Source organism: Pseudomonas sp. AC193, assembly GCF_979258075.1.
In genome coordinates, this window is sequence record NZ_OZ409832.1 from 4,520,127 (window position 1) to 4,544,028 (window position 23,902).

19 protein-coding genes and 1 pseudogene are annotated in these 23,902 nt (G+C 59.9%); 4 read left to right on the plus strand and 16 right to left on the minus strand.

Features of this window, described 5'->3' with window-relative positions:
* Nucleotides 1-42: 42 nt before the first annotated feature.
* From ACZZ0D_RS20430 to ACZZ0D_RS20455, 6 genes and pseudogenes are all read right to left on the minus strand, one after another.
* The gene (locus ACZZ0D_RS20430; protein WP_463554128.1) at nucleotides 43-1,416 is read right to left on the minus strand and encodes a DUF1329 domain-containing protein; all 1,374 of its coding nucleotides are present in this window, start codon (nucleotides 1,414-1,416) and stop codon (nucleotides 43-45) included.
* Between the two features lie 163 nt (nucleotides 1,417-1,579).
* Nucleotides 1,580-3,538: a DUF1302 domain-containing protein gene (locus ACZZ0D_RS20435; protein WP_463554129.1), complete on the minus strand. Its 1,959-nt coding sequence runs from the start codon at nucleotides 3,536-3,538 to the stop codon at nucleotides 1,580-1,582.
* Between the two features lie 48 nt (nucleotides 3,539-3,586).
* Complete coding sequence (locus ACZZ0D_RS20440; RefSeq protein WP_463554130.1) at nucleotides 3,587-4,876, minus strand: phospholipase; 1,290 nt, start codon at nucleotides 4,874-4,876, stop codon at nucleotides 3,587-3,589.
* 226 nt (nucleotides 4,877-5,102) lie between these two features.
* Nucleotides 5,103-6,671, minus strand: coding sequence for an FGGY-family carbohydrate kinase (locus ACZZ0D_RS20445; protein ID WP_463554131.1), 1,569 nt, complete (start codon nucleotides 6,669-6,671; stop codon nucleotides 5,103-5,105).
* Between the two features lie 20 nt (nucleotides 6,672-6,691).
* A pseudogene (locus ACZZ0D_RS20450) lies at nucleotides 6,692-8,288 on the minus strand (glycerol-3-phosphate dehydrogenase/oxidase).
* 5 nt (nucleotides 8,289-8,293) lie between these two features.
* On the minus strand, nucleotides 8,294-9,889 hold the full coding sequence (locus tag ACZZ0D_RS20455; RefSeq protein WP_463554132.1) for an FAD-binding oxidoreductase: 1,596 nt from the start codon (nucleotides 9,887-9,889) through the stop codon (nucleotides 8,294-8,296).
* A 209-nt stretch (nucleotides 9,890-10,098) separates the two neighbouring features.
* Between ACZZ0D_RS20455 and gliR the strand changes: the two genes are divergently transcribed.
* Nucleotides 10,099-11,115: an AraC family transcriptional regulator GliR gene (gliR, locus tag ACZZ0D_RS20460; protein WP_463554133.1), complete on the plus strand. Its 1,017-nt coding sequence runs from the start codon at nucleotides 10,099-10,101 to the stop codon at nucleotides 11,113-11,115.
* Between the two features lie 476 nt (nucleotides 11,116-11,591).
* Here gliR and ACZZ0D_RS20465 read toward each other — a convergent pair whose 3' ends face one another.
* The 8 genes from ACZZ0D_RS20465 to mdaB form a co-directional block, all read right to left on the minus strand.
* Nucleotides 11,592-11,960: a glyoxalase superfamily protein gene (locus tag ACZZ0D_RS20465; protein ID WP_126359889.1), complete on the minus strand. Its 369-nt coding sequence runs from the start codon at nucleotides 11,958-11,960 to the stop codon at nucleotides 11,592-11,594.
* A 134-nt stretch (nucleotides 11,961-12,094) separates the two neighbouring features.
* A complete protein-coding gene (locus ACZZ0D_RS20470; RefSeq protein ID WP_463554134.1) occupies nucleotides 12,095-13,570 on the minus strand; it encodes an N-acyl-D-amino-acid deacylase family protein in 1,476 nt (491 codons plus the stop codon).
* Between the two features lies 1 nt (nucleotide 13,571).
* Nucleotides 13,572-14,432 carry a MurR/RpiR family transcriptional regulator gene (locus ACZZ0D_RS20475; RefSeq protein WP_212544186.1) on the minus strand — a complete coding sequence of 287 codons (861 nt, stop codon included), beginning with the start codon at nucleotides 14,430-14,432 and terminating at the stop codon, nucleotides 13,572-13,574.
* 15 nt (nucleotides 14,433-14,447) lie between these two features.
* The gene (locus ACZZ0D_RS20480) at nucleotides 14,448-15,797 is read right to left on the minus strand and encodes a GntP family permease (RefSeq protein WP_159812847.1); all 1,350 of its coding nucleotides are present in this window, start codon (nucleotides 15,795-15,797) and stop codon (nucleotides 14,448-14,450) included.
* Between the two features lie 652 nt (nucleotides 15,798-16,449).
* Nucleotides 16,450-17,199 (minus strand): Fic/DOC family protein, encoded by a 750-nt coding sequence (locus ACZZ0D_RS20485; RefSeq protein ID WP_463554135.1) that lies wholly within the window; start codon nucleotides 17,197-17,199, stop codon nucleotides 16,450-16,452.
* Nucleotides 17,200-17,206: 7 nt separating this feature from the next.
* Nucleotides 17,207-18,100 carry an NAD-dependent epimerase/dehydratase family protein gene (locus tag ACZZ0D_RS20490; RefSeq protein ID WP_463554136.1) on the minus strand — a complete coding sequence of 298 codons (894 nt, stop codon included), beginning with the start codon at nucleotides 18,098-18,100 and terminating at the stop codon, nucleotides 17,207-17,209.
* A gap of 103 nt (nucleotides 18,101-18,203) precedes the next feature.
* Complete coding sequence (locus tag ACZZ0D_RS20495; RefSeq protein ID WP_463554137.1) at nucleotides 18,204-19,115, minus strand: LysR substrate-binding domain-containing protein; 912 nt, start codon at nucleotides 19,113-19,115, stop codon at nucleotides 18,204-18,206.
* A gap of 120 nt (nucleotides 19,116-19,235) precedes the next feature.
* Nucleotides 19,236-19,826 (minus strand): NADPH:quinone oxidoreductase MdaB, encoded by a 591-nt coding sequence (gene mdaB / locus ACZZ0D_RS20500; RefSeq protein ID WP_008083391.1) that lies wholly within the window; start codon nucleotides 19,824-19,826, stop codon nucleotides 19,236-19,238.
* 185 nt (nucleotides 19,827-20,011) lie between these two features.
* Here mdaB and ACZZ0D_RS20505 point away from each other — a divergent pair, with 185 nt between their 5' ends.
* On the plus strand, nucleotides 20,012-20,326 hold the full coding sequence (locus ACZZ0D_RS20505; RefSeq protein WP_159812841.1) for a putative quinol monooxygenase: 315 nt from the start codon (nucleotides 20,012-20,014) through the stop codon (nucleotides 20,324-20,326).
* Here ACZZ0D_RS20505 and ACZZ0D_RS20510 read toward each other — a convergent pair.
* A complete protein-coding gene (locus ACZZ0D_RS20510) occupies nucleotides 20,316-21,080 on the minus strand; it encodes a sulfite exporter TauE/SafE family protein (protein WP_463554138.1) in 765 nt (254 codons plus the stop codon). The genes ACZZ0D_RS20505 and ACZZ0D_RS20510 overlap by 11 nt on opposite strands.
* Nucleotides 21,081-21,295: 215 nt before the next feature.
* On the opposite strand from ACZZ0D_RS20510, the gene ACZZ0D_RS20515 reads away from it, so the two are divergent.
* Together ACZZ0D_RS20515 and ACZZ0D_RS20520 are read left to right on the plus strand one after the other, a co-directional pair.
* On the plus strand, nucleotides 21,296-22,177 hold the full coding sequence (locus tag ACZZ0D_RS20515) for a LysR family transcriptional regulator (protein ID WP_463554139.1): 882 nt from the start codon (nucleotides 21,296-21,298) through the stop codon (nucleotides 22,175-22,177).
* A gap of 147 nt (nucleotides 22,178-22,324) precedes the next feature.
* Entirely contained in the window at nucleotides 22,325-22,675 is a 351-nt protein-coding gene (locus ACZZ0D_RS20520) for a cupin domain-containing protein (RefSeq protein WP_103303269.1), read from the plus strand.
* 338 nt (nucleotides 22,676-23,013) lie between these two features.
* Here the strand turns inward: ACZZ0D_RS20520 and mmsB are convergent, their stop codons facing one another.
* Nucleotides 23,014-23,901 (minus strand): 3-hydroxyisobutyrate dehydrogenase, encoded by an 888-nt coding sequence (mmsB, locus tag ACZZ0D_RS20525; RefSeq protein ID WP_053116974.1) that lies wholly within the window; start codon nucleotides 23,899-23,901, stop codon nucleotides 23,014-23,016.
* Between the last annotated feature and the right edge of the window lies 1 nt (nucleotide 23,902).

Genomic DNA, 23,902 nt, shown 5'->3' on the forward strand with positions numbered 1-23,902 from the left:
CAGGTCATGCCCTGCACGAGGCATGGCCTGGTTCCAAGTCGGTTATCGCGTGCCGCGCTGGCGCAACGCCGACGGCATAAAGTACGCATCCTCGGGCACCGGCTGGGCGAAATCCACGGTCTCGGCTTCTTCGTTGTCGAGGTTCTGCACGTAGTAACGGCGGGCTTGCAAATCATGGAAAACGTCCAGCGCACTCCACGTGGTCGGCAGGTCGTAGAAGTTTTTCAGGTAGGCCATCGACACGCGCCACAACTCCCCTCGCCCGTCGTATTGATCGACCAGCGCAGCACCCCAACTGTCTTCATCGAGGAACAGCACGCGTTTGGAATAGATGTGTCGCGAACCTGGTTTCAGGTTGCCTTCCACCACCCAGACCCGATGCAGTTCGTAGCGGGTGTATTGCGGGTTGAGGTGGCCCGGGGTGAGCAGTTGCGCGTACTTCACGTCGGGGCTGGAGACTTTGTAGTTGTTGTAGGGAATGTAGATTTCCTGTTTGCCCTTGAGCTTCCACTCGTAGCGATCCGGCGAGCCGTTGAACAGGTCGGTGTCGTCAGCGGTGCGCAGGCCATCGGAGGATGAGATCGGCGTGTCGTACGCGAGATTTGGCGCGCGACGTACGCGGCGTTGGCCGGCGTCGTAGACCCAGGCCTGGCGCGGGTCTTTGAGCTGGTCGAGGGTTTCGTGAACGAGGGCTGCACCACCGGCCAGTCGCGCCGGACTTTTTACGAAGGCGAGGTAGTAGAACAGGATGTTTTTCAGGTCGGCGAACTGGCCGTTCGGGCGGTAGTAGTTGAATAGCGCTTCCTGCTGCGAGGTCACCAACGCGAAGCTGCCGTTGCGCTGTACCGGCGCTTCGGAAGCGCGGCGCACGACGTAGATGCCGCGATAGCGGGTGATGTGGTTCCACAGCACTTCGACGCCGTCTTTCGGCACTGGAAACGGTACACCGCCGTAAGCGTCGGAGAAGCCGCTGCCGCCTTCGAGCAGTTTCGCCGAGGTCGCGTTTTTCAAGGTGTTGTCGTACAGCCACTGCGGTGCCGAGCCGGAGCGACGGGACGGGTAGATCGGCATCTGGAAGGTGTCGGGGTAGCTGTTGAACAGCGCGATCTGGCCCGGGCTGAGGTGGGCTTTGTATTGGTCGAGATTGGCTTTGGTGATGGTGAACAACGGTTTGTCCGCCGCGTACGGATCAGGGTGATGCTGACCCGGTTTGTAGCCGGCCGGGGCTTTGGTGATGCCGCCCGTCCAGGCCGGGATGGTGCCGGCGGCGTTGCCGGCCCGCTCGGCGCCCATGGGGGTCAGGGTGGTTTTCAGTTGTTCGGCTTGTTGTGGGGTGATGGCTGCGAAAACGCTGCTGGCCGCCAGACCTAGAACAAGCCCGAGCGAAGCCTTAGTCAATCGTGAGTTGTGAAACATAATCAATCTCCGAAATGGGAGTGAGGTCTGCAAATCACCGCAGATCCCCTGTAGGAGTGAGCCTGCTCGCGATAGCGGTGTATCAGGCAAAAACTACTGCGACTGAAAGTCCGCCATCGCGAGCAGGCTCACTCCTACAAGGGGTGCGCCTGTGTTCTGGTCTTTAAAGGAAATACTTGAGGTTGAACCCGACGTTGTCGCGGTCGCGGATGCCGTTGTTTTGTCCGCCGCCGTAGAACTCGGTGTATTGCAGTTCGGCTTCGAGCTTGTTCTGGTAGTTGGCCTTGACCCCCAGCGTGTAAGCCTTGCGACCTTCGATGGTGTTGCCGGCCTGGTAGCTGTTGCCCTGAAAGTCGTCTTTGTAAACGATGTAAGGCGAGACGTTGACCCCGGCGTACACGTCGTTCCACGTGCCGTTGAGCATCGCCGTGTAGCTGTAGGAATCACGGTTGACCTGATCGTCGCGATCACCACCGGACACATAGGAATAGTTACCAGTCCCCGCGTAATAACGCGTGCTGCCGTCATAAGCGGTGTATTGCAAACTGCTGCCACGCAGATGTTCCGAGGCCAGTTCGAAGATGCCGAACAGCGAGTCGAACGAGGCCGTCGGGCCGAAGTTGTAGATGGTGCCCAGCGAGGTGTTGAACGCTTCGACGCGCTCGGCGTTATTGATCTCGCTGTTGAGATTGACCATCTGCCCGCCGACGTTGATCGACCGGCCCGTCACCGCCACCGCCGCACCGTTGGCCAGGTCGCCGATCAAATCGTTGGTGGCCGCGACGCCAATCGGCAGGTTCGGCCGATAAGCGATTTCGCCAAACACCGAGGCCTCGCCCAGCGTGGTGTTGAAGCTGAAACCGTACATGCGGATGTCTTCGGCATAACGACGATGCGCCTGAATGTTGCCCATCACATCGGCCGTGGCCAGACCACCGGCAAGCGCCCCGGCCTGATCGCCTGCAACGCCGGACAACAGATTGGTCAGCGCATCCATGTCGATGCCCTTGTACCCGCCCAGATCCGCCGCGATGGTCGGTTCCTTGGCGTGGTAGTTGACCATGTACAAACCGAACTCGGTGCTGTTGAGCTGCTCGGCGATGTAGCGGAAAGCGAAGCCGAACTGCCCGTCGTTGCGCGCGTTGTAGTCCTTGCCGATCGACGCCACTTTCAACGTGTTGCCGTAAGCCGGCGTCACACCGTTGGCGTACAGCCCGGTGGTTTGCAGGGCTGAACTCAGCAACGGGTTGTTACCCAGCGCGCTGTACAAGCCAATCACGTTGCCAAACCCCGGCACCGGCGTATCGAGCGCGGTGCCGCTGAAGTTGTTGTAACCGGTGTTGCCGCCATCGGCGAACAGGTCGGTTTGCGAGTAGAAAGTGCCGACCGGATCGATGCGGGTTTCTTTCCAGTTGGTCTGGTAGAAACTCTCCATGGTCAGCGAATCGGTGAGGCCGACGTTGAAGCTCAGCGCCTCCACCGGCACCAGCACTTCCTTCACTTCGGCGCCGGGCAAACGGTACTTGGCCGCGTCCACCGGGTTGGTGGTGTTGATCCCGCCGCGATAGAAAATCCCCTCGCCCCAGTTGAACACTTGTCGCCCGACTCGGGCGGTCACCGGCATCTGCGCGACGTCCCAACTGCCGTGCACATACGCGTCGAGCATCTCGATGCGGCTGCCGGCAATATCGCGGGTCTGGCTGGTGAAACGGTCGTCCTGCGGGTAGCTCTGGCTCGGTTGCGAGGGGCTGTTGTTGTCGTAATAGTTGTTGCGCTTGTCCATCAGCTGCGTGTCGTAAAACCCCGTGCCGCGCATGAACAAACCGTAGTTCTGATAGTTGGCTTCAAGCTCGGAAGTGATCTTGTACACCTCGGAAACCAGCCCGGTGTCGAAGTTGCGATTGCCGTCGTTGGTGTTGACGTCATCGTTGGATTTGTCGCGCCCCTGCACCCGCCACATACGACCGTACGACAACGTCGTGTCGATCGAACCGGTGACTTGTTTGTCCATGAAGCTGAACTCCACCGCGTGCGCCGCATCGACTGCGCACAGTTGCAGCAGCCCTGCCAGGCCGACACCGGGGAGCGCCGCGCCCGTCAGGCGCAATCGAGTGTTGATCATGTGTTCCTCCTTCCCTGTTTTTTATTGTTTTTTGTCCTGTCGCGGTGGCTAGGGCGCCAATCCCGCGCTGACGTAAATCCGGCTGTGCGCGCCGAAATGGCCGAGCAATTTGAACAGCTGTTGATTGAGTGCCGGATGGTCGAAATCTTCGCGTTGCAGCTGATTGCCGCTGCTGAAATCGCTGGTCGCTGGCGCCGTTTCCAGCCATTGGCCGATCGCTTCGTCGAAGGCGGCGGAATCATCGACCGACTCGGCGCTGACCACTTCGCGCAGGTAGTCGACCGAGTACGGCGGATAGCTTTTGTCTTGGGCGACATCGGTGTAAGCGTCGAGCATCGGATGCGGATTGCCGGCACGCAGCAAACGCCGCAGCCAGGTCGATTGATACTTTTCGACTTCCATATGCCGGGTCGCAACGCGTTCGATGGAGGCCTGTTTGTCCTCCGCGAATCCGGCGATGGCCTTACCTTCCAGCAGGAGGAGATTGGCGAGGTCGACGCCGGGCAATGGCTTGGCGTGATACGGCTGAGTCAGATCCTGAACGTGGTGCAGGCCCCAGCCGAGAAAGCGATAACCCCAATACGGATGGCCGCTGGCAAATGCCAGTCGCGCCAGGCCCATGTATTGATACGCGCGCCAGTCCGGCCAACTGCGTTCGAGGAATCCGGCAGCGGCATAGACCACCGGGCTTTCGTGGAAGAAGCCCATGTGGAACGGCGCTTGCGAGCTGTACTGGAAACGCTCGTCACCAAAGGGTTGCGGGCCGAAGCCGTAGCGCGCGCCAGCGTCGCCGGGGTTGTCGCTGAACAGGTTGATGTCGTGGCCGTAATCCGGTTCGTCGGCGGCGCTGGCGAGCACGGCCAGTGGCGCGACTTTTTCGTGGTTGGCGACGACGATAAAGCGCTGGCGATTCCACGGTGACAGGGTTTGTTCGACCATGACTTGATTGGCCTGCAAATGCTCGCGCTCGGGCAGGTCTTTGCCGGGCAATGGCTGGATGACCATCGCCAGATGAATCTGCGGGTTGATGCGCAGCGCGGTGAAAAAGTCGTGGCGCAGATTGTCACTCGGCGTGGCCGGTAATTTCAGCGCATCGGGGCGTGGCGGGTATTCAGCGAAGTGATCGCGGGCGAAGGTTTCCTGCTCTTCCAGCAATGCGCTGACGGCTTGGTATTGCTGCGCGAGAAACGTTTCCAACGGCTCGACTTCCACCTGCGGCGCATCACGCAACGCCGGCAGATCCTGCAACGCCAGGTAGCTGCCCACCGTATGGTTCGACCAGCCCCAAGCACTTGGGGCCGTTGCACAAAGCAGCAACAGGAGGAATGTCAGCTTCATTGCCGGGTTCTTATTGGAGGTGCCGTGGGGGATGAGCCTAACAACCGCCCCCGCCGCTGACACTGTCCGATCTCACCAGAAAAAGTCTCCGATGGCGCCAATTCAAATCTCAACACGATCCCTGTAGGAGCTGCCGAAGGCTGCGATCTTTTGATGTTGATCCTGAAAAAAAGATCAAAAGATCGCAGCCTTCGGCAGCTCCTACAGGGGGATTGTGGTGTGTTTTTTAGGCGGGGTAGCCGGTGATTTTGCGGATGCTTTGGTAGAGCGGTTTGAGCTGTCGGTACATGCGCAGGTAAACCTCTTTGTACAGTTGCTCGTAGATTTTCTGCGCCTCGGGTTGTGGGGTGAAGACCGCACCCACGCGGGTCATCGCGGCGATTGCAGTTGGGAAATCTGCGTGCAATCCGAGCCCCACCGCACAGCAGATCGCCGCCCCCAAGCCAGATGCTTCGTACACATGCGGTCGCTCCGCCGGCAGGCCGAAAATATTCGCCGTAAGCTGCATCGCCGCATCACTCTGCGAACCGCCACCGGCCACGCGCAGGCGCTTCACCGTAACCTTTGAACGCCGCTCGATATTCTCCATGCCCTGGCGCAGGGCATACGCCAGCCCCTCAAGAATCGCCCGGTAAATATGCGCGCGGGTGTGCACATCGCCGAAGCCGATCATCGCGCCTTTCGCTTCCACGCCGGGCTCGCGAATCCCCGGCGACCAGTACGGTTGCAGCATCAGGCCCATCGACCCCGGCGGCACCGCATCGACCAGCGCATCGAACAACTGCTCCGGCTCGATGCCCTGCTCTTTGGCCTGCTGCATCTCGCGCAAGCCGAACTCGTTCTTGAACCAACTGACCATCCAGTAACCGCGATAAATCATCACCTCGCAGTTGAACTGATCCGGCACCGCCGAGGGGTACGGCGGAATCAACGGGACGATTTCCAGATAGCGCGAACGGGTGCTGGTGATCGTCGCCGTGGTGCCATAGGACAGGCACACCGTGCCCGCGTCGACCACGCCGGCACCGACCACTTCACACGCCTTGTCGGCACCCGCCGCAATCAGCGGCAAGCCTTCGGGAATGCCGGTGTGGCGAGCCGCTTCAGCGGTGATGTAGCCGAGGGTTTCACCGGGTTTGTGCAGGGTCGGCAATTGCTCGGGACGTACCGCCAGCGCCTGCCATTTCCAGTCACTCGGCGCGGCCCATTTCAGGCGTTTGAAGTCAAACGGCAGGTAGCCAACGCAGCAACCCACTGAGTCGACGAAACGCCCGCACAGTCGATGAGTGAGAAACCCGGACAGCAACAGAAACTTGTCCGTCGCCGCCCACACCTCTGGCTGATGCTGCGCAATCCAGTTCGCCTCAGCCTGGGCACGAAAATAATCCACCGTGCCCTGCGCGCCGACCAGTTTGAACAACCAGCCCCACGGCCCTTTGATCCCGCCCTCGACTTCACTCTGGCGCTGATCGAGCCACAAAATCGCCGGGCGCAGCGGTTTGCCCTCGGCATCGACATTGATCACCGTGCCGCGCTGAGTGGTCAGGGAAACGCCAGCAATCTGCGAACGATCAATGCCGGTTTGCGCCCAGACTTGCTGACACGCCTCGCCGAGTTTCGCCCAGTAATACTCAGGATCCTGCTCGGCCCAACCCGGTTGCGTCGAGTAATACGCCTGCAATTCAACCTTGCCTTTGCCGAGCAAATTGCCCTGCAAATCGAAGAGCAACGCGCGCACGCTCTGGGTGCCGTTGTCGATCGCCAGCAAGTAACGCTTGTTCGGGTGGTTATCCATGGAGCTCTCTTCAAGGGGCATCAAGGCGTGGCATCCGGCAGACCGTGATGGCGTTGCCACAACGCCCGATAACGCTGAATTTCCTGCTGCCAGTATGCGTCGCTCCAGCCGAGTCGTGGCTGGCAGATTTGGCGGATGGCGGTGAAATAGTCTTCGCCACCGTGAGGCAGCAAAAGGCCGAGACGCGTGCGGCGCAACAGTAGATCGTCGAGGTGCAGAACCATTTCCGCTTCGCAAGCGAAGGCCAGTTCCGCCCACAAGGTGTCCGTGGCGCCGACCGTTTCGTGGCCGATATCGTTGATCAGTTGCGCCAGCCTCGGCAGGTTTCGGCCATGCCTTCCGGCCAGTCGTTGCCATTGCTGGTTGCTCAATTCTGCAATCGCCAGCGCAGGTACGGCGGCAAACACCGGCGCGGCGTCATCGACGAAGGGACGTTCGAGCATGTCCGCGCAGGCCTTGAGCACTTCGATGGCTTGCGGGCGAAACGTGGTCAGTTTGCCGCCGGCCAGCGTCACGCATCCGGGCTCCTGCCACAGCACATGTTCACGGGTTTCGTTCGACGGTTGGTCTTGATGATTGCCCGCCGCACTGCCGACGACCGGACGTACGCCCGACCAGGTCGACAGCACGTCATTGGCCGTCACTTCAGCACCGGGAAATTGTTGTGTGCAGGCCGCCAGCAGATAGTCGAGTTCCTCAATGCTGATGCTAGCGCTCTGATCAAGATCTTCGCGATGATCGAGATCCGTGGTGCCGACCACAGTCGCGCCTTCCCAAGGGAAAACAAACACCGGTCGGCGATCCCGCTCATGCAGAAACGTGAACGCCTGCGCCACCGGCAAACGCCAACCCGGCAGCAATAAATGACTGCCACGCAACGGCCGCAATTGCCGTGGTGCCTCAGTCGGCCGCAAGCGTTCAGCCCAGGCGCCGGTGGCCACGGCGATCACGCCACAGCGTAATTGCAGGGTCGCCCCGGTCTCGCAGTCTTCGATCTGAACGCCGCACACTCGGCCGTTTTCTCGCAGCAAATGCTCGACGCGAACGCCATTGACCACGACCGCGCCATCCGCTCGCGCCTCGCTCAACACGCGCATCACCAGCCGTGCATCGTCGGTCAGCGCATCGACAAAACTGGTGCCGCCGAGCAAGTCACTTTCCTTCACGCCCGGCGCCAGATATCGAAGCTGTTGTGCATCATGAAAACGATGGCTGCGCCGTCCGGCCAAAGCATCGTAAATACTCAACAAACCACCCAACACCCGAGGCCCGGGAAAGCTGCCGCGATAGTGCGGCATCATGAAACTCATCGGCTCGACCAGCCCCGGCGCTTCGTCGAGCAAGCGCTGACGTTCGCGCACCGAATCGCGGGTCAGACGCCACTGGCCCTTGGCGATGTAACGCAAACCGCCATGGACCGATTTTCGACGATCGGCTGGAGGTGCCCCAGGCAAAGTCGCGCTGTTCCAGCAACAGGCAGCGCCAGCCGCGACGCGCCGCTTCACGCAGGATGCCGGCGCCGCTGATACCGCCGCCGATGACGATCAGATCCCAGGTTTCATCCGCCAGTGTTGGCAGAGTCTGCTGGCGCCATGCGGCGTTCCAGTCATGACTCATGGCCGTCACTCCGGCAACAGCGTGCCGGGGTTGAGGCGCCCGGCCGGATCGAAGTGTTTGCTCAGCGCCTGCAAGGTATCCATCGCCAGTGCGCCCTTCTCACGCAACAGGTACGGCGCGTGATCTTTGCCGACGCCGTGCTGATGGCTGATGGTGCCGTGGTTGTCGACAATGGTCTGGCTGGCCGCGTGTTTGAGCGCTTTCCAGCGCGCGAGCGTCGCCGGATAGTCAGCCGCCGGGCGAAACACGTAAGTGGTGTAGATGCTCGAGCCTTCGCCGTAGACGTGGGACAAGTGGGTGAACACATGCACGCGCTCGCCCTCGGCGGCCAAGGCCTCGCGCAGGCTGTTTTCGATGAGGTTGAGCAGATTGTCGACGTTGCTCCAGTCGGTGGCGGTTTCGAGGGTGTCGACGACGTAACCGGCGTTCCACAGGTTCTCGCGCAGGTAAGGGAATCGGAAGCGGTTCTGCGCCCATTTCTTGCCGAGCAAGGTGCCGGTGAACACGCCGCCGAACGCCTTCAGATGTTGCCGCGCCTGTGTCAGCGACAGTGCGTTTTGTCGGCGATTGCCGGTGACGCCGAAGGTCAGCAGGCATTTGCCCTCTGCTGCCCCCCTTAGCTTCAGATACTTTTCCAGCCAGGCGATTTGTTGCGGATGACCGGCCAGTGCCAGTTGCGTTTCGGTTTCCACGGCGTTGGATAAACGCAGCATCGACAGCGGCACGCGTGCCTGGGCCAATTGGCGAATGGCTCTGAGAGCCTGCGGCCAGTCGGGGAGAAAAACGCCGTAGAAACGTTCATCGGCAGGCAGCGCGCTGACCCGCACTTTGACCTCGGAAATGATCCCGAAACGGCCCTCGCAACCGAGCACCACTTCGCGCAAATCGGGTCCGGCAGCCGAAGCAGGAAACGTCGGAATTTCCAAAGGCCCGGCGAACGTTTCCAAAGTGCCGCCAGCAAACAACTGCTCGATCCGGCCATAGCGCAACGACTGCTGACCGCTGGAACGACTGGCAACCCATCCGCCCAACGTCGACAACTCCCACGACTGCGGAAAATGCCCCAGCGTGTAGCCCCGCGCACGCAACTGACTTTCCACCTGCGGCCCACTCGCACCGGGGCCGAACGTCGCCAGCAGGCTCTGCTCGTCGAGGTCGATCAGGCGATTCATCCGCGCCAGCGAAACCGTCACCATTGGCCGCGCAGATTCCGGCGGATTGATGTGCCCGGCCACCGAAGTACCGCCGCCATAAGGGATCAGGCACAAGTCCTGTTCGTGGGCGAGGGCCAGCAATTGGCGAATGTGCTCAGCGGTCTCGGGAAACGCCACTGCATCGGGATAATTGCCCAGCACACCTTCGCGCAATGCCAGCCAGTCCGGCAGGCTCTGGCCCCGCGCATGCAGCAAACGGTCGTGGGCATCAATGCTGTACAACGTGTGCGCCGGCAATCGCGAGGCCGGTACACGGGCCAATGCCGCTTCAAGCGTGGCATCGGGCAGCGCGCGTCCCTCGCCCAGTCGCTCATGAAGAAACTCCGCGCCCTGGGCCGGCAGTTCGACCACCGTGGTTGCATCTCCCCAGCCGTTCCAGCGTCGCATGCGTGTGTCCTTTTTTGCCGTCAGATCAGTGATATTTCAGGCCCCCATACTAGCCAGCGGCCGCAAAGTGTCACGGTCGCATCCGGCCAGTTCGTGTAGCCAATTGAGTCAAACGTCGCGCAAGCATCAGCCATTTACTTTAGTCGGGGTTTCAAATTACCTTTCAGGCATTCATCCGCCCACGCGGCCGTCGATCAAAGGAAGGGATCATGCAATCGCTCGGCTTCACCTCAGTTCCGCCCCTGCTCAAATACCTGCGCCACGCCGAACAACTGGGCATGGCCGTCGAACCGGCGTTGGCGGCGGCGGGTTTGCAGGCGCAGCAGTTGAACGACAACACCCTGCGTTTGCCCGGTGAGGCGCATGAACGCTTGCTGGATTATTTCTGCGAACACTCGGGGGATCCGTTGTTCGGGCTTAACGCGGCGAATTTCGTCCTGCCCAATTCGTGGAGCGTGCTCGGTTACATCACCATGAACTGCGCGACGTTGGGCGATGCGATGAGCCGGATCATGCCGTTCGAGAAACTGGTCGGCGACATGGGCGTGAGTCGCGCCGAGGTGCTGGATGGCCACGTGCATTTGATCTGGACGTGCCGTTATCAGCGCCCACGGATTCGCCGGCATCTGGTGGAAAATGTGCTCGGTTCGTGGCTGCAATATGCACGCTGGATCGCTGATACGCAGATGTCGCCGGCCGCAGTCTGGCTCGAACATTCATGCCCGGCCGAGGCGACGCCTGCGCAGTACGAGGCGTTTTTCGATTGCCCGGTGTTGTTTGATCGGCCGTATTCGGCGCTGGTTGTGCCGCTGACGTATTTGCAGTTGCCGCTGCGTCAGGCCGATGCGCAGTTACTGCGGACGCTGGAAGAACACGCGCTGGGATTGATGGCGACGCTGGAGGATGCATCGCTGGAGCAGCAGGTGAAAAACATTCTGCGGCAGTTGCTCAAGGAAGGATTACCGCGCAAGGAACAGGTGGCAGAACATCTTGCGGTGTCGGTGCGTACGTTGCAGCGCCAGTTACATCAGGCGGGGACGTCGTATCAGCAGATTCTGGATGATTTGCGCCAGGAGCTGGCGGAGCATTATTTGCTCAACAGTTCGTTGCCGATTCAGGACATTGCGCAGTATCTGGGGTTTACCGAACCGAGGTCGTTTCACCGTACGTTCAAGAGCCGACGCGGGATGCCGCCGGGGGAGTTTCGGCAGATGCATCGGGGGTGAACCGCTTTTACCCTCACCCCAGCCCTCTCCCGGAGGGAGAGGGGGCCGACCGGGGGATATTCTCGAATTACACCGACCTGAAAAACAGGCTGTGAATCCATAATCGACTCAGTCTTGCAGGTCGATGGATAGCTTCAGACACCTCGCTCAGTCCCCTCTCCCTCCGGGAGAGGGCTAGGGTGAGGGGCTTTTCGCTTCATTAGCCTCAGAGGCTGATCGCATCGGTAAAAACCAACCGGATTCGACAGTCACATCCGGGGTGAACCGCTTCTACCCTCACCCCAGCCCTCTCCCAGAGGGAGAGGGGGCCGACCGGGGGATATTTGTGAATGACATCGACCTGAAAGTGCTGCTTTGAATCCATAATCGCTGCAGATCTCTCAGGTCGATGGATAACTTCATACACCTCGGTTAGTCCCCTCTCCCTCCGGGCGGTCCAGACGTTTCGGGAGGGCTAGGGTGAGGGGCTTTTCGTTCTAGAGGCTGATCGCATTGGTAAACACCAACCGATTGCCAAACGGATCGGCAATCGTCATGTCCTGACTCCCCCACGGCATCGCCTGAATCTGCGGGTGCGAGAACTTGTAGTCCTTGGCGATCAATTGCTGCTGAAACGCCTCCAGCTCATCCGTCTCGATACGCAGCGCCGAACCCGGGCTCGCGTCGCCATGGTGCTCGGACAAATGCAGCACACACTCACCGCGAGACACCTGCAAATACAACGGGAAATTCGCTTCAAAGCGATGCTGCCAGTCGATCTTGAAACCGAGAAAATCGACGTAAAACTCTACCGCTTTGGCTTCATCGAAGATCCGCAGGATCGGGGTGGTTTTGCCGAAGCTCATGGGGTGCTCCCTGACTGGTTGGCCCCACAGTGTAGACGGGGTGGATGTCAGGAATTCGGCTTGTTGATGGCTTTCTTTAATCTCAGATTGCCACTATGAGATGTGGATCAAAAGATCGCAGCCTTCGGCAGCTCCTACAGGGGGGATTTCGACTGATGAAATCCTTTGCGTAAATCACCTTCGCGCGCCAGAAACCGCCCTTCCCTGCGCCCATTTGCCTGCCCGTCGCGGTAACTCAACACGCCATTGATCCAAACCCCGTCAATACCCTGCGCCGCTCTTTGCGGATCGTTGAAATCGGCGACATCACGCACCGTCGCCGGATCAAACAACACCAGATCCGCCCAATACCCTTCACGAATCTCGCCGCGCTCCTTCAAACCAAACCGCGCCGCCGACAGCCCGGTCATCTTGTGCACAGCGGTGTACAGCGGAAACAGGCCGACGTCGCGACTGAAATGGCCCAACACCCGTGGGAACGCGCCCCACAAACGCGGATGCGGGAACGGATCTTCCGGCAGTCCGTCAGAGCCGACCATCGAAAGCGGATGCGCGAGGATTCTTCGTACATCCGCCTCGTCCATGCCGTAGTAAACAGCCCCCGCCGGTTGCAAGCGTTTCGCGGCATCAAGCAGCGGCAGATTCCATTCCGCAGCGATGTCGATCAGATCGCGGCCGCTGACTTCCGGGTGCGGCGTCGACCAGGTGATGGTGATGCGATGCGCATCGGTGACTTGCTTCAAATCCAGCGTCGAAGAACTCGCCGCATACGGATAGCAATCGCAGCCAACCGGGTGGGTTTTCGCGGCCTCTTCCAATGAAGCGAGGAGCTCAGGGCTGCGCCCCCAGTTACCCACCCCTGCACACTTGAGGTGGGAAATAATCACCGGCGATTTGGCGTGACGACCGATCTGAAACGCCTCATCCATCGCCTCCAGAACCGGGGCGAATTCGCTGCGCAAATGGGTGGTGTACACCGCGCCGAATGCCGTGAGTTCTTCGGTCAGTTGCATCACTTCATCGGTGGACGCGTTGTAGGCGCTGGCGTAGGCCAGACCTGTGGACAAACCCAACGCACCGTCCTCAAGGCTTTCACGCAATTGCTCGCGCATCGCCGTGATTTCTTCCGGTGTCGCAGTGCGCAACAGGTCATCCAGATGATTACTGCGCAGCGCCGTGTGACCGATCAATGCGGCGACGTTCAGCGTGGTATTCGCCGCTTCAACCGCCGCGCGGTAATCGCTAAAACGTGGATAAACAAACGCCGCCGCCGTGCCGAGCAGGTTCATCGGATCCGGCGGATTGCCTTTCAAACTCACGGGCGAGGCGCTGATCCCGCAGTTGCCGACAATCACCGTGGTCACACCTTGGCTGAGTTTTGGCAGCATCTCTGGCTGACGAATCACCACCGTGTCGTCATGGGTGTGCACGTCGATAAAACCCGGCGCCAGCACGCGGCCGGCGGCGTCGATTTCTTCGGTCGCCGTGGCCTCGGACAAATCGCCGATGCGCTCGACACGGCCGTCGCGGATTGCCACGTCGGCCTGGTAGCCGGGCGTGTTGCTGCCGTCGATGATCAGGGCATTGCGAATCAGGGTGTCGTACAACATGTCAGTCTCCCAGCGGCAGGTGATCGTCGCCGCCACGGTATTCGTCGAGGGCCAGTTTGATCCGCCGCAGACGTTCTTGATTGTCTTCAGGATTGGCCAGCGCCAGCTCGGTCGCGAGCACGTCGATGGCGAGCAGCATGCCGTAGCGCGCCGCCGTCGGTTTGAAAATGAACGAGGTTTCCGCACTCTGCAGCGGCAGCACGACGTCGGCCAATTCGGCCAGCGGCGAGTCGGCGCGGGTGATGGCGAGAATGCGTGCGCCGTAGTTGCGTGCCAGTTCGACGGTCTCGAGCAGCTCCGGGGTGATGCCGGTCAGCGAGCAGACGATGACCACTTGTTCGGCGTTGAGGCTGGCGGCGGTGACGCGCATCATCACCGCGTCATGACACACCGCAACCGGATAGCCGAGGCGCACCAGCCGCACCTGCAATTCATCGCTGCACAGTGTCGAACAACCGCCCATGCCGAAGGCGTGGATCATCCGTGCCTGGCCGAGCAATCTCACTGCATCGGCGAAACGTGATTCATCGAAACCGGCCAGATGCTGACGCAAGGTGGTTTCGATATCGCCGACGATTTGCCCGTAGAAAGCTGACTGCTCGGGCGTACCGGCAGGGTCGAGAAAACGGCTGCCAACCCCGCTGGCCTGGGCCAGTTGCAGACGCAGATCACGCAGGTCACGACAGCCAACCGTGCGCGCAAACCGCGACAGCGTGGCGGTGCTGACTTCGGCGCGTTGCGCGAGGTCTTCGAGGCTGGCGCTCGCGGCGAAACCGACGTCGTCGAGCATCAGCCGGGCGATACGGCCTTCGCCGGCGCTGAAGGAATCCTGACGAGCGCGGATCTGATAAAGGATGTCCATGACGGCTGGCTCCGGTTACAGCAGGTAAGAAAGACCGAGGGTCATTGCAAAAGCGACCACCGAAATCAGGGTCTCCAATACAGTCCAGGTCTTGAAAGTCTGGGCGACCGTCATGTTGAAGTATTCCTTGATCAACCAGAAGCCGCCGTCGTTGACGTGGGAAAAGATAACCGACCCGGCGCCGGTCGCCAGCACCAACAGTTCCGGGTGGGGATATCCCAGACCAATGGCCACCGGCGCGACCACACCGGACGCGGTGGTCATGGCCACGGTCGCCGAGCCAGTGGCGATGCGCATCAGCGCTGCAAACAGCCAGCCCATGATCAGCGGCGACAGGTGAAATTCGTGAGCGAGGCCGACGATCTGATCAGTTACGCCCGCGTCGACCAGAATGCGGTTCAAACCACCGCCAGCGCCGACCAGCAAGGTGATACTGGCCGTTGGCGCGAGGCATTCGTTAGTGAATTTCAGGATCGATTCACGGCTGAAACCCTGAGCGATACCCAGCGTCCAGAAACTCAGCAACGTCGCCAGCAACAGCGCGATCACCGAGTTGCCGATGAACAGCAGGAACTGGTTGAAACCGCTGCCCGGCGTGGAAATCAGGTTGGCCCAGCCACCGATCAGCATCAACACCACCGGCAACAGAATGGTCGCCATGGTGATGCCGAAACCCGGCAGCTTGTCGCGCGGTTCGCGGTCGAGGAATTGTCTTTCCAGCGGGTTATCCGCCGGCAAGTGAATGCGCGGCACGATGAATTTGGCGTACAGCGGGCCGGCAATGATTGCCGTTGGAATGCCGATGGCAATCGCGTAGAGCAAGGTCTGTCCGACCGACGCCTGATAGGCCTGCACCGCCAGCATCGCCGCCGGGTGCGGCGGCACCAGCGCGTGCACCACCGACAGACCAGCGACCATCGGCAAACCGACCATCAGAATCGACACACCCACACGGCGCGCCACGGTGAATGCAATCGGCACCAGCAAGACGAAACCGACCTCGAAGAACAGCGGCAGCCCGACAAGAAACGCGATGCAGACCATCGCCCAGTGCGCGTTCTTTTCGCCGAATTTATCGATCAACGTGCGCGCCAACTGCTCGGCGCCGCCGGACTCGGCCATCATCTTGCCGAGCATCGTCCCCAGCGCCACCACCAGCGCAATATGCCCCAGCGTCTTGCCCACCCCGGCCTCATATGCCCCGACAACCCCGGAGGCCGGCATTCCGGCCACCAGCGCCAGGCCGATGGAAATCAAGGTAATGACAATGAACGGATTGAGCCGGTAACGGGCGATCAACACGATCAAAGCAATGATGGCAACGGCTGCATAAACCAGCAGCCAATAGCCGAAGTCAGGCGTCATGCGGTACTCCTCGAAAGGGTCACGTTCGAATGGGTTGTGAAACTCATAAATCATTTCGAGATCGAGATTTCAAACCACATGAAAGTAATTTTCGTGGAGAGGTAAGGTGTGTCGCTAACAGATATGTCTTGTCGTGATTAATGAAAATCCACCCAGCGAATTTTCATGCCCACACAAGACCTGTAGGAGCTGAGCTTGCTCGCGAAGACGATGTCACATCCAACATTTCTGTCGACTGACACAGCGCTTTCGCGAGCAAGCTTTGCTCCTACAGTTTGAGTGCATTCCTTCAGTCAGAACGCGGTTAACTTGTAGGAGCCAGCCTGCTGGCGATGGCGGTTGCACATTCAATATCTGTGTTGCCAGGGATACCGCATTCGCGAGCAAGCCAGCTCCAACTGGTTCGCGTCCAACCCTACGTTGTGTTTTTCTAAGCCAGCCAAGCGCTATACTCGCCTTACAAATTCCGTAGAGTCCCCGCCATGACCTCCGCGCGTCGCACCCGAAAAAAACTGACAGCCGATACTCTGATCCGCGCAATCGCCAGCTCGACAGCCATAGAGACGGGCCAAAGTGTCGAGGCAATTGAGCGCAAACTCAAAGTCAGATCCAGTAAGTTTCTAAATTTGTCCCTGGCCAAGTAGCGTCGACTTCAAGTCCACAATGCCTGCCGAACCCAATACTCCATGGGTTCGTAGTTGCAGTTCAGCCCCTGACTGATCGCTGCAAAATAAGCCTCTTTGTTTCTTTCCCAACTGCTGTAATCCAGCGGCACGTAGCCCGCCTGCACGGCCATGACGTCCGCCAATAATCGCGACAAGCGTCCATTACCTTCGCGAAAGGGATGAATAAGGATGAACTCCACGTGCGTTACAGCGATGGCGCGAATCAGGTTCTCGTCCAGTTCGGGCCTGCACGGTGTGTATTTGGCAAGACAGTCCCTTTCAAATCCATCGAGCAACCGAGGGATCTGCGGCGCAGCGGCGAAGAAAAATCCATCCTTGCCCAAATTTACCGCACGGACATCGCCAGCCCATGGATAGATGTTCCCGAGCCAGTGTCGATGCCAATCTTTTAAATCCTGAACTGTCAGTGGTCGATCAGGTAAATGCTCGATGAGTACCGATTGGTAAAGCTTTTCCAACAAAACCAGCTCTGCATCGTCCATGTCTTCAGGATCGGTAATTCCCAGCTTATTGCTCAGCACTTGCTCATTCGAGCCAAGCTGAAAAGTGCTCTGTGCCCCTTCTGCGTCGTAACGGTTAATCATCCCTGTACCTGCTGAATTGGCGATGTTCAGAGCACCATAGGTCTGGCGCAATACAAGCGCAAAGCCTGAAACGAAAACGGCTGCCCGATGGCAGCCGTTCTGAAGGGTGATAGCAAAGCCCGGCGGGCTCAAACACCCATCACACCATTTCGTTACGAATCCATTCAACCACTGACGTGCGCTTCGGCGTCCAGCCCAGTATTTCGCGCGCATGTTTGCCGCGCACACGGCTGTTGGAGCCGAGGCCGTAGTTGGCCATTTCGTAGCCCCACTCGGCTTCGGCGTCTTTCAATGGCCAGTCTTGCGGTTGGCCCAGGTTCATCGCTGCGGCCATGGCGGTGGTCATGTCGTTAAACGACGCTTCGCCGCTTTCAACAAAGTAGAAAGTGCCCGGAACGTTTTTGGTCAGCGCCAGCAGGTACAGGGCGACGACGTCTTCGATGTGTACGTTGGACCAGATGTTTTGGCCAGTACCCACGTGACGAACGACACCGCTTTTGCGCGCTTGTTTGAGCAATCGCGGCAACTGCACGCTGTCGCGATTAACGCCCAGGCTGTGGCCGTAGATCAGCGTGTTGCAGATGACGGCGGAGTTCACGCCGTCCTTCGCCGCTGCGAGGATCAAGTTGTCGATGGCCACGCGTGCGGCTTTATCGACGGTCGGCTCCGGCAGATTGTCTTCGTAGTAGATGACGTCGCTGGACTTGCCGCCCGACGCATCGCCAACGATGCTCGAACCGCTGGTGTGCAGGAACACTTTGTTGGTACCGCGCAAAGCATCGAGCAACGCTTCCACCGCGCCGCGATGGTCGCTGCTGGCGGCGTTGATCACGGCGTCGGCGGCGCGGGCCTGTTCGGCGAGCAGTGCTTTGTCATCGAGTGTGCTGATAACCGGGGTGATGCCGAGTGCTTTCAGCTCATCAGCCTGTTCAGCGCTGCGCACCAGGCCGGTGACGTTGTGCCCGGCCTGAACCAGACCGGTAGCGATCGAGCCGCCGATAAAACCGGCAGCGCCGGTGACGAATACGTTCATGGAGAAACTCCCTGCGTGAGTAAGTGATGGGACGAGTATCGGCCCGTGAGCCCGGGGGAAAAACCCGCTCCCGCCCAATTCACTCTTGCGCAGAGGTCACGAATCAGCCCTTGAAATCGGCGCTGGCGTAGGCGGCGAGTTTGCTCTGGATGAAGTCGAGGAAGCACTGAATGCGCAGCGCCAGTTGCGAGTTACGGTAGTACACCGCGTTGATCGGCTGGCGATAACCGCTGTTGAATTCACCGAGCAGGACTTTCAAACGGCCGGCGCGGATGTCGTCGATGGTCATGAAGTGCGACAGGCAAGCAATGCCCTGCCCTTCCAGCGCCAGATGCCGCACGGTCTCGCCGCTGGAGGCGCTGATCGCCGGGGTGATCGGCCAGCGATCGCCGTGCACATAGCGCAGCGGCCATTGGTTGAGGCCTTCGTTCTGAGTGAAGCCGAGCAAAGTGTGTTCGCTCAGATCAGCGACTTGCTGCGGCGCGCCGCGTTTTTCCAGATACGCAGGACTGGCGACGATCAGCAGCGGACTGCAACCGAGCGAACGCGCGTGCAGCGTCGAATCGGCAAGGGTGCCGATGCGGATGGCGATGTCGGTGCTTTGTTCCAGCAGGTCAATGATCAGGTCATTGCTGTTCAGTTCTAGCTGAATGTCTGGGTAGAGCCGGCGGAATTCGTCGATGTAGGGGACGACGGCGTGGAGCATGAACGGCGACGCCGCGTTGATGCGCAAACGCCCGGACGGAGTTTGCTGGCGTGAGGACAGGCGTTCTTCGAGTTGATCCATCTGATCGAGAATCAGCTTGGCGTGCTCGAAGAAGTACTTGCCCTCCTCGGTCAGATCCATGCGCCGCGTGGTGCGGTTGATCAGAGTGGTGTCGAGTTTGGCTTCCAGCTTCGACAGCGTGCGGCTGACGGCCGACGGTGTTTGCCCGACCTGCTCGGCAGCGGCGGAGATGGAACCGCACTCGATCACGCAGACGAAAATCTGCAACTCATCGGATCTGGCTTTCACGGGTGTCCTCTTTGAGATCGCCAAGATCGCAGCCTTCGGCAGCTCCTACATGTGAACTCTGTAGGAGCTGCCGCAGGCTGCGATCTTTTGCTATTACCACCGATAGTAGCCCTAAACCACTCAAGCCTTAAGGCCAAACACCTCGGTCAGATGCTGCTCATAACGCGCTACATCACCTTCGATGTTCGGACGCTTCATCACATCCACGCACAAGAACGTCGGCAACGCGGTCATGCCCAGAAACTCATTGGCCTTGTGGAACGGGAAGTACACCGCATCAACACCTTTGGCCTCAAAGAAATCGGTCGGGTCATCGAAGGCTTGCTGCGGTGCGTTCCAGGTCAGCGACAGCATGTATTGCTTGCCCTGAATCAGACCGCCGCTGCCGTACTTCTGCGAGGCGTCGGAGCGGGTGCGGCCATCGCTGGCGTAGAGGCTGCCGTGGCCTTCGGTGAAGACTTCGTCGAGGTACTTTTTCACCGTCCACGGCGCGCCCATCCACCAGCCCGGCATCTGATAAATGATCACGTCGGCCCAGAGGAATTTCGCCACTTCTTCAGCGACGTCGTAGCCCTCGTCGATGAAGGTGGTTTTGACGTCGAGCCCGCCGCGATCCAGCACGCTCAGCGCAGCTTCGTGCAGGGTGGCGTTGTAACGACCATCAGAGTGGGCGAATTTTTTACCGCCATTCAACAACAAAACTTTTTTCATGAGAAAGCCTCGGCGCAGCCATTCCGGCTGGGTGGAGAAGGGAAACTGGAATGGCGGCAGATTAACCATCTGCCTCACGCGGAATAAGCCGTGATTGCGCAAAATACATTTGACCAAAAAGCACGAATCGAACACAGATTGTTGCAATAGCATGCTCGGCCATCTGTATTTGAGGAGTCGTTGTGATGAGTGAACGCCAGGGTTTTATCCTGCACGCCAAGACCCGCCCGGAAAAAGCCGAGGCCTTCGAGGCGCTGTTTCGTGCTTACGTTGAACCGAGCCGCGCCGAGCCCGGTTGCATCGAGTACCACATGCTGCGCGACAAGGAAGATCCGTCGCTGTTTATCTTCTACGAGATCTGGGAGAGCCAGGCACACCTGGATGTGCACTCGAGTCTGCCGCACATGAAGGCGTTTTTCGCCGAGCGCATGGACTATCTGGAACGCGATTTCGACATTCGCGCCATCGACATGCTCAGCGAAGCGTCGGCTAACCGCTGATCAATAAATGGGCGCCGAGCGCGCCCAGACCGATGAAGAAAACCCGTTTGAATAGTACGGCGCTGATGCGTTGCCGCAGCCATTGGCCGAGCAACATGCCCAGCACTGCCGGGATCAGCGCCAGCAGCGAGGCGCTCAATTCACCGCCGCCGAGTGCGCCGCGCCAGAGCAAACCGCCGGCCAGCGCCAGAGTCGAGACGGTGAAGGACAGGCCGAGTGCCTGCACCAGTTCATCACGATTCAAACACAGTGCTTGCAGATAGGGCACCGCCGGAATCACGAACACGCCGGTGGCGGAGGTGATGATGCCGGTGATCAAACCGCAGGCCGGGCCGAGCCAGGGTTCGTGGCGGGGATTTACGCTCAGCGTCGGCAGGAACAATCCGCTCAACGCATACAGGAACAGCGCCGCGCCGAGTCCGCGCACGACCCAATGTCCGCCGGCCATGCCAATCCACAACGTGCCGATGCCGGTACCGAGGAAGATCATCAGGAGCATCGGCCAGAGGCGTTTGATCAGGCCTTTTAAATGCCCGCCGAATGCCAGTTGCCAGAGGTTGGTCAGGGTGGCCGGGATGATCAACAACGCGGCTGCCTGCGATGGCGCCATAGCCAGACCGAGCAGGCCCATGGCGACCGTGGGCAAGCCGAGGCCGATGATGCCTTTGATCAGGCCGGCGAGGATGAAGGTGGCGATGACCAGCAGGGACAGGGTCAGGCCCAGGTGTTGGTAGAAGTCTGTGAGTGTGTTCATGGCGGTACTGTGCGCCAGTCGGGGTTGGCTGAAAATCTGCCATATACTGAGGGTGCCTCTGCTTTTGGGAGAGGCTGATGATTTCGTTGGGGCTGATGGCCTCTTCGCGAGCAAGCCCGCTCCCACAGTGGATCTGTGTCGTACATGAGTCCAATGTGGGAGCGGGCTCGCTCGCGAAGGGGCCGGCCCAGCCACCGCAAAACCAGAGGCTAACCATGCACTTCGACCTCACCGACCTACGCCTCTACCTGCACATCCTCGACACCGGCAACATCACCGCCGGCGCCGCGCGCAGTCATTTATCCCTCGCCGCCGCCAGCGCCAGAATCCGCGCCATGGAAGCCTCGCTCGGCACCGACTTCCTCGAACGCGGTCGCCGTGGCGTCACCCCGACCCCCGCCGGCAAAGCCCTCGCCCATCACGCGCGCATCCTCCTGCAACAAGCCGAACGTATGCAGCAGGATCTCGCCGACTACGCGCAAGGCGTCAAAGGCCAGGTGCGGCTGTTGTGCAACACGACGGCGATCACCGAATACCTGCCGGAAGTGCTCGCCGATTTCCTGCGCAATCACCCCAATCTCGACATCGATTTGCAGGAACTGCCGAGCGCGCGCATCACCCACGCCTTACGCCAAGGCGCAGCGGATCTCGGGATTGTTTCCGACGCCGTAGACACCCGCGAACTACAAACCCAACCCTTTCGCGATGATCCACTGGTGCTGATTCTGCCCCTCGACCACCCGTTGTCTGACGCCGACGAGGTCAGTTTCAGCGATGCGTTGCACCACGATTTTGTAGGACTCAGCGCCAACAGCGCTTTGGCGATCCACCTCGAAGAACAGGCCCTGCACAGCGGCGCCCGCATGCAGGTGCGTATCCGCGCCGACGGTTTCGACGGCGTGATGCGCATGGTCAGCCATGGCGCCGGGCTCGCCATCGTGCCACTGGCCGCCATTGAACGCGCGGCGCCACGCAGCTTCAAAAGCGTTGCGCTCAACGAACCGTGGGCGCGCCGCACCTTGATGCTCTGCGCCAAGGACTTCACCGCCCTGCCGGGTTACGCCAAAGCCCTGCTACACGCCTTGACTCTCCCCTAAGGGGCAGACTTCATCCAAACAGATTCAGCCGCTGGAAAAACTCTGAACGTTCGCGCGTTTCTGAGCAGCTCGATGTCGACCCCAGACAACTGGGCAGCGCCCGGGCGCTATACGGTGCGACTTCAATTCCTTCTGCCCGGAGCTCCCATGACCGCGACCGCCCCAATCACCGTTCTGCGCGACACCCACCCGCTGCCGGTACTCGATGCCTGCAAATGGGAAAAACTCGAGGGCGACCCGCACACCGTCAACCTCAACGCCTACACCAGCGAAGACGGCAGCAAGATCATGGGCACGTGGATCTGCACGCCGGGCAAGTGGCGCGTGGAATACGTGAAGTGGGAATACTGCCATTTCCAGGAAGGCTACTGCGTGATCACCCCGGACGGCATGGCGCCGATTCACTTGCGTGCTGGCGATATCTTTGTCATTGAGCCGGGGATGAAAGGTACGTGGGAAGTGGTTGAGACGGTGCGTAAGTATTTCGTGTTTGCCTGATAAAGCAAAAGATCGCAGCCTTCGGCAGCTCCTACAGAGATACGTTTCCTGTAGGAGCTGCCGTAGGCTGCGATCTTTTTTGGCACAAAAAAGCCGGGAAATCACCCGACGTGATTTCCCGGCAACACCTACTGCAAATTTTTAAACCCACCCAATGATCCCTATGGAAATAGAGATCCCTGTGGCGAGGGGATTCATCCCCGCTCGGCTGCGCAGCAGTCGCAAAACCTGAGCACTCGGTTTACCTGACACACTGTAGGGGGCTGCTGCGCAACCCATCGGGGATAAATCCCCTCACCACAAAGTCTCACTTGCCACAAAAGTATTGCTGACCCAAGTTACTGCGGTTTGCGGTAGCTGTTGATAATCGCCGAGAAATCTTTCCCGCCATCCCCACGCTGACTCATCGCCTGATACAACTGCTGCGCCACCGCGCCAAGCACCACCGGCTGATGCGCCTGACGCGCGGCTTCCGTCGCCAGGCCCAAATCCTTCAGCATTAATTCCGCACCAAACCCACCGGTGTACCCCCGCGAAGCCGGTGCCGTTTCAACGATCCCCGGCCACGGGTTGTACATCTCCGAACTCCAGCAACGTCCGGTCGAGCTGTTGATGATCCCGGCGAGCACCGACGTATCAATCCCCAACGCATCGCCCAGCGCCATCGCCTCACTGACGCCAACCATCGAAATCGCCAGCAGCAAGTTGTTGCAGATCTTGGCGATCTGCCCGGTGCCGACTTCACCGCAATGCACAATGTTGCGGCCCATCTGCGCCAGCACCGGTTGCAGGGTGGCGAACAGTTCTGGCGTGGCGCCGACCATAAAGGTCAACGTCCCGGCCGTCGCGCCGCCCGTACCGCCAGACACCGGCGCATCCGCCATGGCCACGCCTTGTTTGGCGGCAGCGGCAGCCACATCACGCGCCGTCTGCGGATCGATCGTGCTGCAATCCACCGCCGGCACGCCGTTGCCAATCCCGGCCAAAACGCCGTCCTCACCCAGCCAGACACTGCGCACATGCACAGCGGCCGGCAGCATGGTGATCACCAGTTCTGCATCCTCGGCCGCCTCACGCGCCGAAGCGCGAATGCTGCCGCCGAGTTGTTCCAGTTCCGCCAACACGGTTTTGTTCAGGTCGACGAGGTTCAGCGAGTGGCCAGCCTTGATCAGGTTGCGCGCCATCGGCGCGCCCATGTTGCCCAGCCCGATAAATGCGATTTTCATG